The sequence below is a fragment of the Acidicapsa borealis genome (assembly GCF_059115245.1).
Genome location: NZ_JCACNY010000001.1, coordinates 3867434 through 3884213, shown reverse-complemented (window position 1 = coordinate 3884213; position 16780 = coordinate 3867434). Strand labels below are relative to the sequence as shown.

General features: G+C 53.0%; 17 protein-coding genes and 1 pseudogene. 15 read left to right on the top strand and 3 right to left on the bottom strand.

Features of this window, described 5'->3' with window-relative positions; all coding sequences use genetic code 11:
- Positions 1 to 102 precede the first annotated feature (102 nt).
- Positions 103 to 561, bottom strand: a complete 459-nt coding sequence (locus AC5S27_RS15900; protein WP_493935551.1) for an RpiB/LacA/LacB family sugar-phosphate isomerase — start codon at positions 559 to 561, stop codon at positions 103 to 105.
- 322 nt (positions 562 to 883) lie between these two features.
- On the opposite strand from AC5S27_RS15900, the gene atpD reads away from it, so the two are divergent.
- The 14 genes from atpD (at position 884) to glgX (ending at position 14002) form a co-directional block, all read left to right on the top strand.
- A complete protein-coding gene (gene atpD, locus AC5S27_RS15895; RefSeq protein ID WP_493935550.1) occupies positions 884 to 2359 on the top strand; it encodes a F0F1 ATP synthase subunit beta in 1476 nt (491 codons plus the stop codon).
- Positions 2356 to 2748, top strand: coding sequence for a F0F1 ATP synthase subunit epsilon (locus AC5S27_RS15890; protein WP_493935549.1), 393 nt, complete (start codon positions 2356 to 2358; stop codon positions 2746 to 2748). The genes atpD and AC5S27_RS15890 overlap by 4 nt, the downstream gene beginning before the upstream one ends.
- Complete coding sequence (locus AC5S27_RS15885) at positions 2738 to 3082, top strand: AtpZ/AtpI family protein (protein ID WP_493935548.1); 345 nt, start codon at positions 2738 to 2740, stop codon at positions 3080 to 3082. The genes AC5S27_RS15890 and AC5S27_RS15885 overlap by 11 nt, the downstream gene beginning before the upstream one ends.
- Complete coding sequence (locus tag AC5S27_RS15880) at positions 3075 to 3383, top strand: N-ATPase subunit AtpR (RefSeq protein WP_493935547.1); 309 nt, start codon at positions 3075 to 3077, stop codon at positions 3381 to 3383. The genes AC5S27_RS15885 and AC5S27_RS15880 overlap by 8 nt, the downstream gene beginning before the upstream one ends.
- Positions 3380 to 4096 carry a F0F1 ATP synthase subunit A gene (locus AC5S27_RS15875; RefSeq protein WP_493935546.1) on the top strand — a complete coding sequence of 239 codons (717 nt, stop codon included), beginning with the start codon at positions 3380 to 3382 and terminating at the stop codon, positions 4094 to 4096. Before AC5S27_RS15880 ends, AC5S27_RS15875 begins: the two co-directional genes overlap by 4 nt.
- 16 nt (positions 4097 to 4112) lie before the next feature.
- Positions 4113 to 4394: a F0F1 ATP synthase subunit C gene (locus AC5S27_RS15870; RefSeq protein WP_493935545.1), complete on the top strand. Its 282-nt coding sequence runs from the start codon at positions 4113 to 4115 to the stop codon at positions 4392 to 4394.
- Positions 4395 to 4397: 3 nt separating this feature from the next.
- A complete protein-coding gene (locus tag AC5S27_RS15865; protein ID WP_493935544.1) occupies positions 4398 to 5243 on the top strand; it encodes a F0F1 ATP synthase subunit delta in 846 nt (281 codons plus the stop codon).
- Positions 5240 to 6805 (top strand): alternate F1F0 ATPase, F1 subunit alpha, encoded by a 1566-nt coding sequence (locus tag AC5S27_RS15860; protein ID WP_493935543.1) that lies wholly within the window; start codon positions 5240 to 5242, stop codon positions 6803 to 6805. Before AC5S27_RS15865 ends, AC5S27_RS15860 begins: the two co-directional genes overlap by 4 nt.
- Complete coding sequence (locus AC5S27_RS15855) at positions 6802 to 7698, top strand: F0F1 ATP synthase subunit gamma (protein WP_493935542.1); 897 nt, start codon at positions 6802 to 6804, stop codon at positions 7696 to 7698. The genes AC5S27_RS15860 and AC5S27_RS15855 overlap by 4 nt, the downstream gene beginning before the upstream one ends.
- A gap of 275 nt (positions 7699 to 7973) precedes the next feature.
- The gene (locus AC5S27_RS15850; RefSeq protein ID WP_493935541.1) at positions 7974 to 8597 is read left to right on the top strand and encodes a phosphoketolase family protein; all 624 of its coding nucleotides are present in this window, start codon (positions 7974 to 7976) and stop codon (positions 8595 to 8597) included.
- Positions 8515 to 8835, top strand: coding sequence for a hypothetical protein (locus AC5S27_RS15845; RefSeq protein WP_493935540.1), 321 nt, complete (start codon positions 8515 to 8517; stop codon positions 8833 to 8835). The genes AC5S27_RS15850 and AC5S27_RS15845 overlap by 83 nt, the downstream gene beginning before the upstream one ends.
- Complete coding sequence (gene glgP / locus AC5S27_RS15840; protein WP_493935539.1) at positions 8828 to 11356, top strand: alpha-glucan family phosphorylase; 2529 nt, start codon at positions 8828 to 8830, stop codon at positions 11354 to 11356. The genes AC5S27_RS15845 and glgP overlap by 8 nt, the downstream gene beginning before the upstream one ends.
- Positions 11357 to 11392: 36 nt before the next feature.
- On the top strand, positions 11393 to 11794 hold the full coding sequence (locus tag AC5S27_RS15835; RefSeq protein WP_493935538.1) for a hypothetical protein: 402 nt from the start codon (positions 11393 to 11395) through the stop codon (positions 11792 to 11794).
- 84 nt (positions 11795 to 11878) lie between these two features.
- Positions 11879 to 14002, top strand: coding sequence for a glycogen debranching protein GlgX (glgX, locus tag AC5S27_RS15830; RefSeq protein WP_493935537.1), 2124 nt, complete (start codon positions 11879 to 11881; stop codon positions 14000 to 14002).
- Positions 14003 to 14258: 256 nt separating this feature from the next.
- On the opposite strand, the pseudogene AC5S27_RS15825 reads toward glgX, so the two are convergent.
- A pseudogene (locus AC5S27_RS15825) lies at positions 14259 to 15038 on the bottom strand (class I fructose-bisphosphate aldolase); the annotation flags it as partial.
- Positions 15039 to 15162: 124 nt separating this feature from the next.
- On the bottom strand, positions 15163 to 15714 hold the full coding sequence (locus tag AC5S27_RS15820; protein WP_493935536.1) for a general stress protein: 552 nt from the start codon (positions 15712 to 15714) through the stop codon (positions 15163 to 15165).
- Positions 15715 to 16080: 366 nt separating this feature from the next.
- Between AC5S27_RS15820 and AC5S27_RS15815 the strand changes: the two genes are divergently transcribed.
- Positions 16081 to 16698 carry a hypothetical protein gene (locus tag AC5S27_RS15815; RefSeq protein ID WP_493935535.1) on the top strand — a complete coding sequence of 206 codons (618 nt, stop codon included), beginning with the start codon at positions 16081 to 16083 and terminating at the stop codon, positions 16696 to 16698.
- The last annotated feature ends 82 nt before the right edge of the window (positions 16699 to 16780 follow it).

Here is a 16780-nt window from a genome sequence, read left to right as displayed (position 1 = left end):
GATCCTATTCAGAAGAACAACTGGTCTCGTCTGCCCAGAGTGGATTGGGGAAGGGCATGCAAGTGGATCATGAAGGGCGGACGATGGAATTGCGCGGCGCTTTTAGCTAAGGCTTTCTGCGGCTTCTAGGTCCCGGACCTTGTTCACGCGGCGAAGGTGACGTTCTTCGCCGCTGAAATGAGATTTCAGGAAAGTGAATATTAACTCCTCGGCAAGCGCAGCTCCAATCACATTGCCACCGAGGCAAAATACATTCATGTCATCATCTTCCACACCCTGATGAGCCGAGAAGACATCATGAATGAGGCCAGCCCTCACACCGTAAATCTTGTTCGCAGCAATGGAAGCGCCCACGCCACTGCCGCAGAGTGCAATTCCGCGATCTACCTCTCCAGTTGCAACCGCTCGCACCATGGGGACAATGTAGTCGGGGTAGTCGTCAGTGGGGTCGAGTTGGTGAGCGCCGTAGTCAACCACATCAAAGCTTGCCTGCTTGAGCGAAGATGCAATGTTGCGCTTCAGATCAAATCCGCCGTGATCCGAGGCAATTCCTATACGCATTGGGGTTCTCCTTAAAGGCATTTGCTCACCTGGGAAGAAAAGCAGGCAGAATAGTGCGATCACGCGGCGCTCAGCTACCAATAGCATCACACTGATCGAGACAGAGAATCAGGTTCCAATTGCTCTATCCGTGAGAGCGCCGCTCCAGTCTGATCTCGGGCGGACAGTGCATGTGTCGAACTGCTCAGATTGTTCGGATACCCAATAACCATACTGACGGAGGGTAGTGAACCGCCAGAAGGCCATCGCGATTGGGTTGGCTCAATGAGGTTCGTTACACAAATGACCCCTGCGGAGCGTGCATAATCCACGATGGCCACCGATGAGCGGTTTGGACAGCGCCAAGAACTGCGGCACAGTTGTGTCTGTGCGCGGGAGTGTTGTGGATGTGCGCTTTGACCAAAGACTGCCTGCCATCTTCTCAGTCCTGCGCGCTGGTGAGCATAGGGAGATCATCGCTGAGGTATTGGAGCAGTTGGACGAGGGCAGGGTTCGGGCAATCGCTTTGACGCCTACTCAAGGCCTGGCTCGTGGATCGCGGGTTGAGGATACGGGTGTTCCTCTTCAGGCTCCGGTGGGCAAAACAATTGTATCGAGAATGTTCGATGTATTCGGCAATGCAATCGATCGCGGACCAGCGCCAGCGGAAGTTGAATGGCGCAACATCCATCAGGCTCCGCCACGGTTGTCTCAGCGCTCTACCAAGTCCGAGATATTCGAAACCGGAATTAAGGCTATCGACGTCCTGGTTCCATTGGAGCGTGGAGGCAAAGCAGGTCTGTTTGGCGGTGCAGGCGTGGGTAAGACTGTTCTGCTGACAGAAATGATTCACAACATGATCGGTCATCAGAAGGGTGTGAGTATCTTCTGCGGAATCGGTGAGCGTTGCCGTGAGGGCGCGGAGCTCTACAGCGCCATGAAGGAAGCGGGCGTGCTTAAGAGCATGGTCATGGTGTACGGCCAGATGAATGAGCCACCGGGAAGCCGCGCACGGGTAGGCGCAACGGCTCTTACGATGGCTGAGTATTTTCGCGACGATGAGCATCGTGATGTCCTACTGCTGATCGACAATATTTTTCGCTTCATTCAGGCCGGCATGGAAGTATCTGGATTGATGGGAGAGATGCCTTCCCGTCTCGGTTATCAATCGACGATGAGCACCGAACTTGCAGGCCTCGAAGAGCGCATAGCCAATACTCAGGCTGGTGCAATTACGTCTATCCAGGCTGTGTATGTACCAGCCGATGATCTTACGGACCCGGCAGCCGTACATGTCTTCTCCCATCTCTCCGCTTCGATCGTGCTCTCGCGAAAGCGAGCCAGTGAGGGACTCTACCCTGCAATCGACCTTCTTCAATCCAATTCAAATATGGCGACACCGGGTATTGTAGGTGCGCGGCACTACAAGGTGGCGCAGGACATTCGAAGCACGTTGGCACAATACGAGGCCCTCAAGGATATCGTCGCGATGCTGGGCCTTGAACAGCTATCTCCGGAGGATCGCAATGCAGTTGCCCGTGCGCGCAGACTGGAACGATTTTTGACGCAGCCATTTTTCACCACCGAGCAATTCAGTGGGATTGGTGGAAAGCTGGTGAGTCTTGAAGACTCCCTGGATGGCTGCGAGCGAATTCTCAAGGATGAATTCAAGGACTATCCCGAAAGCGCGCTTTACATGATTGGAGCCATTGGTGAGGCAAAGAAGCCGGACTCGCAAACTGCTGCTAAGCCAAGCGCTTCATCAGTCCCGCCGACACAGAGCAAGCCGCAACTCATCGGCGCGGAGCACGGCAAATGAACATGAGAATTCTATTGCCCTTCTGTGTATTTGGAGAGCTGACTGATGTGTTGCGGATCGTTGCCGAAACGCAGGAAGGCTCCTTTGGTTTGCTACCTAATCGCCTGGACTGCGTGGCTGCGCTATCGCCTGGGATTTTGACGTATGAAACGCACAAGGAGGGAACGGTCTATCTTGCGCTCGATGAAGGTGTACTCGTTAAGGCCGGCCCCAACGTACTAGTTTCGGTGCGCCATGCGATCGGGGGTGCCGATTTAGGCCAGTTGCATGAGACGGTGAAGCAGCAATTCATGACGATCAATCAACAGGAGCGCGACGTACGGCTCGTCATCGCAAAAATGGAAAGCGGCCTTCTTGCCCGCCTTGCGGAGTTTCAACATGAGCAATGAGCGCTCCGTTGCCAAATCAGAGGACACCGAAGCGGAGTTTCTTCGCCGGGTGGAATCGAGAGCCTCGCGTAAACTCCGAATGCAACGGGATACGACGCAAGGCGTGTGGTTTGGGCTGGGGATGTCGGGGTTGATTGGATGGTCAGTGGCCGCTCCAACACTTCTGGGAGCGATGCTGGGTCTCTGGTGGGACCGTCATCATCCGGGAGTTCACTCATGGACGTTGATGCTCATGGTGATTGGGTTAGTGGTTGGCTGTGTCAATGCGTGGCACTGGCTTTCGCAGCAGAGGTCGGCCATGAGTGAGGAAGAGAAGGAGAAGACGGATGCATAGTGCATGGGCGCTCATCGCAGCTTTGCTTGAGGGAATCCTGATCGGGCTTTTCTTCTTCGGCGGTCTCTGGTGGACGGTAAGAAAGGGTGTGATTTCGGAACACCCAGCTTCGCTGTTCTTTGGAAGTCTTCTCATTCGGACCACGATTACGGTGGGTACCTTCTACTTTGTCTCCATGAGAGGATGGCAACCCTTGATTCTTTGTTTGATCGGTTTCGTCATCGGACGGTTGCTAGTTGTAAAGCTCACTCTTCATTGGACTCATGTTTCGACGTCGAGTGCGGATGGAGCTGGCGTATGAACCTTACTTCCGATCAGTGGATTCTATGGCAGTATGGATTTCTCAGACTCAACGGGACGATCTTTACGACATGGGCGATGATGTTTGCGATGACGCTGGGAGCCGTGCTGATCACCCGACGCCTAGCGACGGAGGGAGCTATTTCTGGATGGCAGAGTGCTCTTGAAATTATCGTTACTACTCTGGAGCAGCAGATTAAAGAGGTGGGCCTTGGGGAGCCTCGCAGGTATCTGCCGTTCCTTGGGACACTTTTCCTTTTCGTAGTGACATGTAGTCTGTGCACGGTGATTCCAGGGTACACGTCGCCAACTGGATCCCTGTCCACTACGGCAGCCCTGGCGCTGAGTGTCTTTGTTGCCGTGCCTGTCTTTGGGATTGATAAACAGGGCTGGCTTGGATACATCAAGACGTACACGCAGCCGACACCAATCATGCTGCCGTTCAATATCATCAGTGAACTCTCTCGCACTCTGGCTCTGGCTGTACGTCTCTTCGGCAACATGATGAGCGGGGCGATGATCGTTGGCATTCTATTGACGATCGTACCGCTGGTGTTTCCTATCGTGATGACAGCGCTCGGACTGCTCACTGGAATGGTTCAGGCCTACATTTTCACCGTGCTGGCTGGAGTCTATATCGCGGCCGCAACGCTTGTAACCAAGCCTAAAGTATCTCCTCAAGCGCCGACGGTAGGTTCTAAGACAACGCACTAGCCAAGAAGGAGCAATTATGGATAGCAACACATTGATCGCGGTAGCATCGATCGTCACAGCGGGTTTGACTATTGGAATCGGTTGCATGTGTCCGGCGCTCGGCGAGGGTCGAGCGGTGGCTACAGCTCTGACGTCGCTGGCCCAGCAGCCGGACGCCTCGCCAACCATCACTCGCACGTTGTTTGTTGGCTTGGCGATGATCGAATCGCTGGCTATCTACTGCTTCGTGGTTTCCATGATTCTGATCTTTGCGAACCCGTTCTGGAATCATGCGATCGCAACCGCCGGGGGGAAGTGAACGATGCTGATCGATTGGTTCACTGTAGGAGCACAAGCGGTCAACTTCCTGATTCTAGTCTGGCTATTGAAGCATTTCTTGTACAAGCCGATTCTCGATGCGATCGACTCTCGCGAAAAGCGTATTGCGGGTGCCATCGCAGACGCCGAGTCAAAGAAGGCTGAGGCAAAAAAAGAGCAGGACGATTTCAGTAATAAAAACAAGGCTTTCGATGAGCAACGCAGCGCACTCTTCAGCAAGGCCGAAGGTGAAGTAAAGACCGAGCGCGATGGATTGCTGAAAGCCGCTAGAGAAGACGCTGAGAACTTACGCGCGGCACAGGCAACGGCGCTGCGCGACGATCAAACGCGACTCAGCATAGAAATCACTCGACTCGCGACAGTGGAAGTGATGGGGATTGCTCGCAAAGCTCTCGCAGATTTAGCAACTACCTCGCTAGAAGCGCAAGTGGAAGGGGTGTTCGTCCGACGTTTGCGGGATATGCAGGGAGACCCGAAACAGTTGATGGGGGATGCACTCAAGTCGGCTGGAGGATCTGGAGTTGTCCGCAGCGCATTCGATCTTTCCGATGAGCAGAAGACTTCGATACAGAAGGCTCTGAATGAGTGCTTTTCGGCAGAGATTCACGTCGGCTTCGAGGTCGATACGAAGCTGGTCTGTGGCATTGAAGTGACTGGCAACGGGCAAAAGCTCGATTGGAATATATCGGCCTATCTGAGCGCGCTTGACCGCAGCTTGAGTGCACTGGTCGATTCCCAGGCGAAGACCGGTGTCGTATCGACTCCAGCGACAGAAGCTACTCCGAAGTCCGGGCAAGATGTGACTGCTGCTCATGCCGGAGCCAATTGAGCACCGCGCTGGGTCTTTTAGAGGGAGCGCTGGACCGCGCGCTTACTGATCTAAGAATGGGCCGTGATGCGTTCGAGCCACAGTTGCTCCCTCGTGAAGTCGGTGTGGTCAAGAGTGTTGCTACTGGAATCGCCAAGATCTCTGGCCTTCCAGGTGTCGGCTACGAAGAATTGGTGAGATTCTCCGGGGGGATGCTCGGCATGGCTTTCAATCTTGACGAGGATGAAGTTGGTGTCATTCTTTTGGGAGACTACCAGGAATTGCAAGCAGGCGATGAAGTCGAACGTACGGGCCGGGTGATGGATGTCTCGGTCGGGGTGGGCTTGCTGGGGCGCGTGGTGGATCCCTTAGGAAATGCGCTGGACAACCAGGGAGCAATCGTGTCCGACGAACGTCTTCCCGTTGAGCGCCCTGCTCCCTCGATCATGGACAGGGCACCTGTCTCTGTGCCTTTGCAGACAGGTCTCAAAGTCATTGACGCCCTTGTGCCTATCGGGCGAGGACAGCGTGAATTGATCCTGGGTGACCGCCAGACAGGTAAGACGTCCATTGCCATCGACGCCATTCTGAATCAACGCGGACAGAATGTGGTCTGCGTCTATTGTGCGATTGGCCAGCGAGCGTCCGCAGTGGCGAAGGCCGTGGCTACCCTTCGGAAAGAAGGCGCACTGGAATATACCGTTGTCGTCGTTGCAGAAGGCAACGATGCCCCTGGACTCGTCTACATCACGCCCTATGCGGCCACCAGCATTGCGGAGCACTTCATGGAGTCCGGACGAGATGTTCTCATCGTCTACGATGATCTTACTAACCATGCCCGTGCCTATCGAGAGCTTTCTCTTTTGCTGCGGCGCCCTCCTGGTCGCGAAGCGTTTCCCGGCGATATTTTTTATATTCATTCACGCATGCTTGAACGCTCCACGCATCTTAGCCAGGACTTGGGAGGAGGCTCGCTTACCGCGCTGCCGATCATTGAAACGGAGGGGCAAGATATATCCGCGTACATCCCAACCAATCTCATTTCAATCACGGACGGGCAAGTTTATCTTTCGCCAACTCTCTTTCAATTGGGCATTCTTCCCGCGGTCGACGTTGGTAAATCTGTTTCTCGTGTTGGTGGTGCAGCTCAACTGGCCGCCTACCGAGCGGTGGCCGGCAACCTGAAGCTGGCGTACTCGCAGTTCGAGGAATTGGAGTCGTTCGCGAAATTCGGAACGCATCTCGATGAGTCCACACGCAAGATCATTGACCATGGTCAGCGGATCCGATCGTGTCTCAAACAAAACAATTCGCAACCGGTCCCGACGATCAATCAGATCATGGTTCTTCTTGCGCTAGCCGAAGGGCTCTTCGACTCTGTCCCGCTTGAGAAGATGCCCGACGCGGAGCAGAGCATTGAGAAAGCTACATCCAATGTTTCGCACGATATAGCGATGCGTCTGACCTCCAACACCAAGTTGTGTGCTGACGATCGAAAGGTCCTCCTGCAAGTCGCGATTGAAGCTCTCAAATCCTTCCACGCGGACACTCAAGCCAAGCAGACGACAGGCTCAACCTCATGAGTGGAACGACGGAGGGTCTCAGTCGGAAAATTGGAGGTGCGGAAGACCTCCAGTCTGTGGTTCGTTCGATGAAGGCGTTGGCAGCATCCAGTATCGGGCAGTATGAGCGGGCGGTCGTGTCCCTGGAGGACTATTACCGGACGGTGAAGATGGGATTGTCCGCTTGCATCCGAGAAAGCGGACAAGAGCCGATCGCAGACCTCACAATAGCCAATAAGCCGGGCGGTTATGGAGCCGTGGTCTTTGGATCGGATCAGGGGCTTGTTGGCGGCTTCAACGAGGTCATCGTCGATACCTTTCGAGACACAGCTAAGAATGTGTCGGGTAGCATAAGCAAGATTTGGGCAATCGGTGAACGGGCGCGCGGGCTCTTACTTGAGTCGGCTTCATGCCCAGTCCTATCGCTCTCGGTTCCAACATCAGTCGATTCGATTACGTCAATCGTCGGGCAGATTCTCATCGAGATCGAAACGGCTCGCGAGAAGGGTGAGTTGTGGGAAGTGTATGTCTTTCATAACAAGTCAAAATCTGGTGCCTTGTATGATCCCGTCTGCAAGAGACTTCTGCCCCTGGACCTTTCATGGCAGGAAAAGCTGCTTGCTTCGCCTTGGCCAACCCACATGTTACCGGAGGTGGTAGATGGTGCAGCCGCGGCACTGCCCGCCTTCCTACGCGGATACCTGTTTGTAGTTCTGTTCCAAGCTTGTGCTGAGTCGCTGGCAAGCGAGAATGCAAGCCGACTGGCTGCTATGCAGCGTGCAGAGAAGAATATTGAAGATATCCTTGAGGACCTGAATCGTACGCTGCGACGCATTCGCCAGCAATCAATCGACGAAGAACTCTTTGATGTGATTTCAGGCTTCAACGCACTCACTAGTCATCAAGGGAGCTAGAGCGGTCGTACCTAAAATCCTTTATCCGAGCCGGTCATCGAGACGCGCTGAAGGAACTCGACCACCAGCGCCATGAGCTACAGAGCACAGATTCTTCAGTCCACTGGCAACATACTCACAGATGAGCGATTTGGGTGGACGCAGCCGTCTCGTTTAAAAGGACTCATCACCGGGTTCGGCCACTATCTGAGGTGGTCACAATTTCAAGTAAATCGTCATTAACCAGATCAGGAGTGTTGAACAGTGGCGCTGATGACTCGATTTGAAGGCAAACTGTGACTGTTGAACTGGATAGCAGTCCAGTCTCTGAAAGTCAATGTTTCGACAATCCACTGGACAATAAGAAATTCATTCTTGATGCAGCGCTCTCGACTGCCATCGCAGCGAACGGCTATGTTGAAGTAGATGTCCCTGTTCCGGACGGACCTCTGGCACCTGATCTGCTCGACAAGATGAATCGCCATTGGCGAACTGCGAATTATCTCTGCATAGGGCAGATTTACCTCTTTGAAAATCCTCTTCTTCGTGAGCCGCTTAAGGCAGAGCAAATTAAGCCGCGACTCCTCGGCCATTGGGGAACTTCGCCCGGCCAGAACTTGATCTACATCCATCTCAACAGACTGATCAAACAACACAACTCAGAGATCATCTATGTCGCCGGTCCTGGGCATGGTGGCCCTTCGCTCGATGCAAGCTATTATCTCGAAGGTTCTTATACGGAAGTCCATCCAGAGATCACTCCAGACGAAAACGGTCTGCGCCTCCTGTTCAGGAAATTCTCCACTCCTGGTGGAGTACCTAGTCATTGCGGACCACATGTCCCGAATTCCTTACACGAGGGAAGAGAGCTCGGATATCGCGGTTTCAAGCCTAGCGGGAGTACGCATTTGTTCCATTGAAACCGATGCGCCAGGAGATGGCAATGCTATAGGCGGCGTCAAGGTTATTGCTGCGAATGGATGGTTTGCCGCCCGTCCTTCCGGTACCGAAGAGATCTACAAAATCTATGCGGAAAGCTTCCAGAGCGAGCAACATTTGCGTCAGATCCAGGCTGAGGCTGAAAGCATCGTGAGGCAGGCATTGTCGACTTCGGGAAGCGCTCCAGCATCCCAGAAAGGGGAACAACAGAGTGATTGATCCCAAATCTATAACTGTATGGTCGAAGATCGACGGAGTTGAAGATCTGGCAGAACTCGCCCTCAATCTGCACTGGTCCTGGAACCATGCATCGGACGAACTCTGGCAAATTCTCGATCAGGAGACATGGGAGTCGACTCAAAATCCCTGGGTGATTCTGCAAACCGTTTCGAAAGAAAAGATCGAAGCAGCACTTGCTTTGCCTGCCTTCCGAAAACGATTGGATGATGTGATTGGTAGAAATCGGGAGTCTTACACAACTGACCAATGGTTCCAGAGGAAGCACTCCAATTCAGACCTATCTATTGCTGCTTACTTCAGTATGGAGTTCATGTTGAGTGAGGCTTTGCCGATCTACTCTGGCGGACTTGGCAATGTTGCTGGCGACCAGATGAAAGCGGCAAGCGATCTTGGGATTCCCGTCGTGGGCATCGGTTTGTTGTACGGACAAGGCTACTTTCGTCAGGAGTTTGATTCGAATGGCGATCAGCAGGCTCTGTACCCGGTCAATGATCCGGGCCAGATGCCCATTCGACCTCTCCGCCATCCAAATGGCGAGTGGCTTAGGCTATCGATTCATATGCCGGGATCCAAGGTATGGGTCCGATGCTGGGAAGTTTCAGTAGGAAGGACGATGTTATATCTATTGGACACGAATGACTTTGCAAACAGCGCAGCCCATCGTGGAATTACAAGCCAGCTCTACGGTGGCGACGCGGACATGAGGCTTAAGCAGGAGATTGTTCTCGGCATCGGCGGCTGGCGCCTGTTGGACGCACTGGGTTTAAAGCCGGACGTTTGTCACCTCAATGAGGGGCACGCAGCGTTTGCAGTACTTGAGCGCGCTCGATCCTACATGGAGAGCCATGAGGTGTCCTTTGAACTCGCGCTGACCGTGACAAGGGTCGGAAATCTGTTTACTACCCACACAGCCGTCACGGCTGGGTTTGATCGATTCAGTCCGGACCTTATGCGTAACTACTTGAGTCATTATGCGCAGGAGGAACTGAAAATTCCCGTTAAGACTTTACTCGCGATGGGACGAGAGAATGGGGAAGACAACTCAGAGCCATTCAATATGGCCTATCTCGCTGTTCGCGGCAGTGGTGGAGTCAACGGCGTGAGTAGACTTCATGGGCAGGTAAGCAGGCAGATCTTCCAGCGACTGTTTCCGCGTTGGCCGCAGCAGGAAGTGCCGATCGGTCACGTTACCAACGGCATCCATGTGCCAAGCTGGGATTCGGCAGATGCGGACGAATTGTGGACAACAGCTTGCGGTCAGAAGCGCTGGCATGAGGATCGTCCCGTAGACGAAGCAATCCGCAAACTCACTGACGAACAGATTTGGCAGATGCGCAGTCTGGGGCGAAGAGCGCTTCTCGATTCCGTGCGCAAGCGTTATGCCGTGCAACTCACCTCCCAAGGCGAGAGTGCAGAACTAGCGAAGGCTCTCTTCGATGACAGTGTGCTGACAGTAGGTTTTGCGCGCAGATTTGCGACCTACAAGCGTCCCAATCTCCTGTTACATGATCCTGAGCGCCTCATTCGCCTCCTCTCGAATTCAGAGCGCCCTTTTCAACTTATTCTCGCAGGAAAAGCTCATCCTCAGGATCAGCCCGGCCAGGCGTTAATTCGAGAATGGAATGACTTCATCAAGCGTCCACAGGTGCGTTCGCACGTGATCTTTCTGAGCGATTACGACATGTCCCTGGCTCAGGAACTTGTCCACGGTGTCGATCTCTGGATCAATACTCCTCGGCGTCCCTGGGAGGCTTGCGGGACGAGCGGGATGAAGGTGTTGGTAAACGGCGGTCTCAATTTCTCCGAGCTCGACGGTTGGTGGGCGGAGGCCTATGCACCAGAGGTTGGTTGGGCTATCGGTGATGGAGCCGAGCACGCAGAAGACCCAGGCTGGGACGCCACAGAGGCAGAGGCAATGTACAACTTGCTTGAACGCGAAGTCGTCCCAGAGTTTTATGAGCGATCGGTCTCGTCGCAAGGCGTAACGCCGTTACCAACAAAATGGCTTGGACGCATACGCGAGAGCATGGCTCGGCTCACGCCCCAGTTTTCTGCTGGCCGGGCCATTCGCGAGTACACCGAAGATCACTACATTCCTGCTGCCACCGCCTACAAGCAAAGGGCGGCCAACAAGAGTGAACTCGGGATGGACCTACTCTCTTGGCGGCAGAAGGTGAACACGCATTGGAGTAGTGTGCGGATCCTCGACGTTATTTCAAGCTTGGATGAAGGTTTTCTCTGCTTCAGGATTGAGATCTGGCCAGGCGAGTTAGCCCCTGAGGACTTTGATGTGGAGCTCTATGCCACTCCCGTTGCGGGGCATGACTTGTACCTGGTGAAGGCACAGCGTACGCCAAACTTGGATCATGATGGTGTCCTTCACTATTCAATTCGCGTTGATTCAAGCAGGCAAACCAGCGACTACACAGTGAGGATCGTCCCTCAGCATCATAATTTGTGTGTTCCTCTTGAGTCTGGTCAGATTCTTTGGCAGCACTGAGGTTTTTGGACCCGTAGGGAGAGAAGTGAGGGAACAATGAAATGGAATGTCCAGGCGATAGTAGAAGAAGCCGCAAATCCCTTGCCGTTTGCCAAACCCTCTTATCCATGGATGGAGACCGAGGCCAAGGTTGTTTCCTGTCACTTTGAGTTTGCCCGGATGCACACATTGAGCCTGGGAATGTTCTCGTCATCAGAGCAATTTCTCATCTCGTTTTCTTACTACGCCCATGGCAAGACCTTCAGCGATCAGTTCAATTCCCCGGTTGCCGTAGAACAGAACGAAACCTTTAGCATCCTCTACAACCCGTTGGATCCCCAACAGAACAATAAGGCCTCAACCGGATACAGTCGAAGGGGCCCAATCGCAGCCTATGGAATTGCTACTTCCATAGCTTGCTCACTATTCTTTCTCCTGTTGGTTCGAGGTTGCTTGTAGTCAGGGCGAATTCTCCGGTAACTTCGCACAGGTCAAAACTACTCGGAGTAGCGGTTCACAACCACGCGTTCAAACAGGATCGAAATGGCCAAATCTCCAGCATCGCCGAACATAACCACTTCGGCCACTCCGTCGCAATATGTGAGCCTTCCTTATCCACTCGGTCCTACGGTCATCTGTGGCGGGACGAACTTTAGTCTCTTCTCAGCTCACGCGACGAAGGTGACGATAATCCTGTTTGATGATGTAGACAATGCGCTTACAACCCGCGTGATTCCATTCAATTCGAATCTCAATAAAACGTCGCATTATTGGCACATATTCGTCCCGGGAGTAGAGTCTGGACAGATCTATGGATATCGTGTCGACGGGCCACAAGATCCTCGAAACGGGATGCGATTCGATCCTGAGAAGATCCTGCTTGATCCCTACGCGAAGAGTATTCATGTTGGTCCGGAATACAGTCGAGCAAGAGCGTCACAGCCAGGCGACAATGCTGCCACGTCGATGAAGAGTGTGGTAGCCAGGCTGGATAGATTCGACTGGGAAGGAGATAAGCCACTTGATCATTCTTTCCGCAAGACAATCATTTATGAAATGCACGTTGCTGGTTTTACGCGGCACCCTTCATCCGGCGTCAAAGAAGAGAACCGCGGGACGTATCTGGGAGTGATCGAGAAAATTCCCTATCTGCAGGAGTTAGGTATAACCGCTGTCGAACTGATGCCGGTCTTTCAGTTCGATACACAGGATGCTCCGATCGGTTTAAGCAATTATTGGGGGTACAGTCCGGTGTCGTTCTTTGCCCCGCACCTCGGATACGGTACCCGACCGGACTCGCTCGCATGCCTCGACGAATTCAGGACCATGGTCAAGGCATTGCATCGAGCTGGCATTGAGGTCATTCTCGATGTTGTTTATAACCATACTGCCGAGGGAGATGAACATGGACCCACGTTCTGCTTTCGTGGAGTGGAGAACAGCTACTACTACATTCTGAACCGAAACAAGGCCACCTACGCCAACTATGCCGGCGCTGGCAATACTCTCAAGGCTAATCACTCCATCGTGAAGCGATTGATTCTCGACAGCCTTAGATATTGGGTTTCAGAGATGCATGTAGACGGATTTCGCTTCGATCTTGCGTCGATCTTCTCCCGGAACGAAAGCGGCGAGCCAATGGCAAATCCGCCCATCCTGTGGGATATAGATTCCGACCCAACTCTGGCATCCACCAAACTCTTGGCAGAGGCATGGGATGTAGGCGGATTGTATCAAGTTGGCAGCTTCGGAGGGGATAGGTGGAAGGAATGGAATGGGCAATTTCGCGACGACATACGAGCCTTTGTCAAGGGAGATCGCGATACTGTAACCAAGCTACACGAACGAATTTCGGGGAGCCTTGATCTCTACGGTTCTGGTAACCGGCCAGCTGGACAGAGCATCAATTTTGCCACCTGTCATGATGGGTTCACGCTCAACGACCTTGTGTCCTACGACTTCAAGCACAACGAGGCTAACCATGAACTCAACAGTGATGGTACAAATGCCAATCTTAGTTGGAACTGCGGGTCGGAAGGTGTCTCTACTGATTCTGAAGTAAACGAGCTTAGAAAACGGCAGATAAAGAATCTTCTCGCTCTTACGCTGCTTTCCATCGGGACGCCCATGCTCCTTATGGGAGATGAAATGCGCCGAACACAGATGGGGAACAACAATGCGTATTGCCAGGACAATGAAATGAGTTGGCTTGACTGGGGGCTTTGCGATGTGAATGCAGATTTACTTCGGTTTGTACAGAAGCTCAATCGACATCGTCTGAATTTCGATGAGGGTTCAGAGCCTGGAGGCCTTAGCCTTGAGGAGTATTTAATCAGGGCCCGAATTGAATGGCATGGAGTCGAACTCGGTAAACCAGATTGGAGTCAGGACTCGCACAGTATCGCCCTTACGTTACAGAGTCCACAACTAAATCAGGTTCGATATGTCGCGATTAACTCCTATTGGCAGATGTTGGCGTTTACTCTGCCACCTGTCACGGAAGATTCGGGCCGAGGATGGCTTCGTCTCATGGATACTTCCATCCAATCTCCAAACGATCTCGTGACGCAAGATGAAGGAGTGCCGGTGCAGGGCGCTAGATACCTGGTGAACCCGAGGTCGATTATCATGTTGCACTACGACAACTCGAATGCATCGAAGGCGTAGTCAAACTCCAGGAGTGATCGCATGGAGTCTTTATGCATGAGGCAGGAATGCTAGATTATCGCTCATCACATAAATGGCAAGCGCTAAAGACACAAGCAGAACACCAACCCAAAACCGCCAATCACGGTGAGCGCGTTTCCAGTACGGACCAAGATCATTGTGACAGCTCTCGTGCAAGTAACCCCCTCTGGAGGATCGGGTATTTGAATGTTCGTGGACTTGCTCTGCCGAGTCACTCCATTCAGGAGACTAATTTCTAGTGGTTCTCTAAATATTGCGTATAGTTGCCGTGAAGCGCGGCTTTGTTGCAGAGAGCCCGATGATTCAGACTCATTTGTGCAGCCGGTACATTGGCCTCAATCCCTCTCCAGATTTCTAGAGCTGGCTGCTGTATCGCGCGTGCGAAAGAAGACACCAGCGGCCAAGGCAAGTCTGCCCTATATAGGAAATTCATCGTGTTGAGCCGTTCTGATGCCAGCCTGCTCGACTGACCGCCAGATAGAAATGCGACTCCCGCAACATTGAGTGGAACTACTTTCTTAAGACAAGTGACCGTTGCTTCGGCCACCTGATCAAGGCTCGGTTGTTCGGCGCAGCTGATTCCTGGTAAGACCATGTTTGGCTTGAGAAGCATCCCATCCAGCGCCACTCTCTGCGTATCCAGACTTGCAAAAGCTGCTCTGAGAACCTCCTCTGTCACTACCGAACAACGCTCCATCGAATGGTCGCCGTCCATGATCACTTCAGGTTCGACTATCGGCACCAGGCCCGCCTCCTGGCACAAGGAGGCATACAGCGCCAGAGGGAGAGCGTTGCTCTCGATGCAGGCCCTGCTGGGAATTTGATTGTCGATCGCATTGACGGCGCGCCATTTGGCAAAGCGAAATCCCATGTACGCATATTCAATCAGGCGTTCTCTCAGGCCATCCAGTCCTTCTGTAACTCTCCCTCCCAAGTGACATGCTAATGGCTTGGCACCAAGATCGACCTTGATCCCCGGGATGATTCCTGCGTCTGTGACCAGTTGCACAAAGGACTTTCCGCCCGATACTAGCTTGGGAAAGGGCGAACGATGTAGCTCTTGCCTCGATTGCCGACTTAGGCAGCAGCACTAGAAAGTGGCGCCTCTTCAAAGACCACTCTTGACGCAACACTCAACCTTAGTAGTTGCCGTAGCGGTTTTGTCCAGCGAGGACCGGTTCATGATGCACGGTGTACGAAGAGTGACTAGTATCCGCAATGATATTCTTCGCCTTTTCCACTTCCTCCGGAGTTCCATGAACAACAAGCAAGTACTTGTCTGTCGTCAATGCCGTCTCATACTTGATGACGCTGTCTTTTGGGATTCCAATGCTCATCAGTCCGGCTCCGAGTGCGCTTACGCCACCCACCACTACGGCACCTTCAAGGCCAGCCACAATCCATGCAACCAGTGGACCAGCGGCGAGGATTGGGCCGATTCCGGGAATGGCAAATGCCGCCGATCCAAAGAGAAGTCCCCAGATTCCACCCCAGAAAGCACCTTCTTTGCCCCAGAACCTAACCCGGTCTCCGGCATTGTAATAACCAACGACATGTTCGTCGGTGTGTGTATTTTTGCCAGCGACAGAGAGGCTCTTCATATCAATGCCATCATTCTGGAGTTCCTTGATGGCCTGTTCCGCCTGCTCATGAGTGTCAAATGTTGCTACAACTGAATCCATTATCGACATTTATGACTCCGGTCTACTTGAAGTGAATCGGTTGCGGCTACTTGACTGGTTTGAAACACAGTTCGTTCAGCAGTGAAAAATGAAGGAGGCAAGGCTAGTTCGACGACTCGCCACGCTCTTGCTCCGTTGACTTCTACACCAGAGTTCCACCCGGCAGGGATATATTCTGAGCAATCGGATACGTCACTCGTCCCCCAGCTTGGGTGAGAGTGTGGGCCTTGGCAGCATCAAATCATCGCCACTGCTTCGCAGGTTGTCTTCCTCGCCGGATCTCGCCGAAACAGTGGTCCCAAGGACACATATTTGTATCGTGGTTAAGGATAAATATGTAGCGAGATTCAAAGCTATCTCACGAGGGTCGCAACTATGCCGAATGCATCTCAGCAACTGCACATGGATCATCTGCTTCCAAACTTTCCGAGGCAGTTGACTATTGTCCCCAACCGTCCTCAAAGGACGCGTCTGCTTCTGGCTGAGGCTGATGCTGAGCCACTGTCGACGCGGAACCTCCAACTGGCTAATTCCGGATATCAAGTTGCGACGGCCAGCACTCGTAAACAAGTTTTCGACTTGAGATTCGTGGCAATGCATCTGGCCGTTTTGAGCGATAGCCTCGGTTCAATAGGCCTTCGCAACGTGGCTGAGGACGTACGTCGACAATGGCCCCTAGCTCGAGTTCTGATCATCGGATCAGCTCAAGTTGTTCTGGAGGATCCTTTATATGACGAGGCGGTTGAGCGGCGCATTTCCACCTCAGATCTCTTGGCAGCCCTCACCAAGCTCTCCGCCTATTCATCCAACCAGCGAGTAGGAGGGATTCGCCAGGCTCTTGGGGGCATTGATTACGAAAAAGATTTCGAACGTGCTCGCAAGCCTGTTCCAGTAGAGAGTGATCCTACCAAAGCTCAAGGCTATTATTCGGAGGCTCAAGAAGAACCACAGGACCTACCGGCAGATGAACGCAAGGATTGGCGAGCAGTTTAGAAGGGAAGAGGTATCTCTGTTGGTAAGGGTGTGATCCTCCGCCAGTCTCCTCTATCATTCTCGGATTCTCAGTGTATTGAAG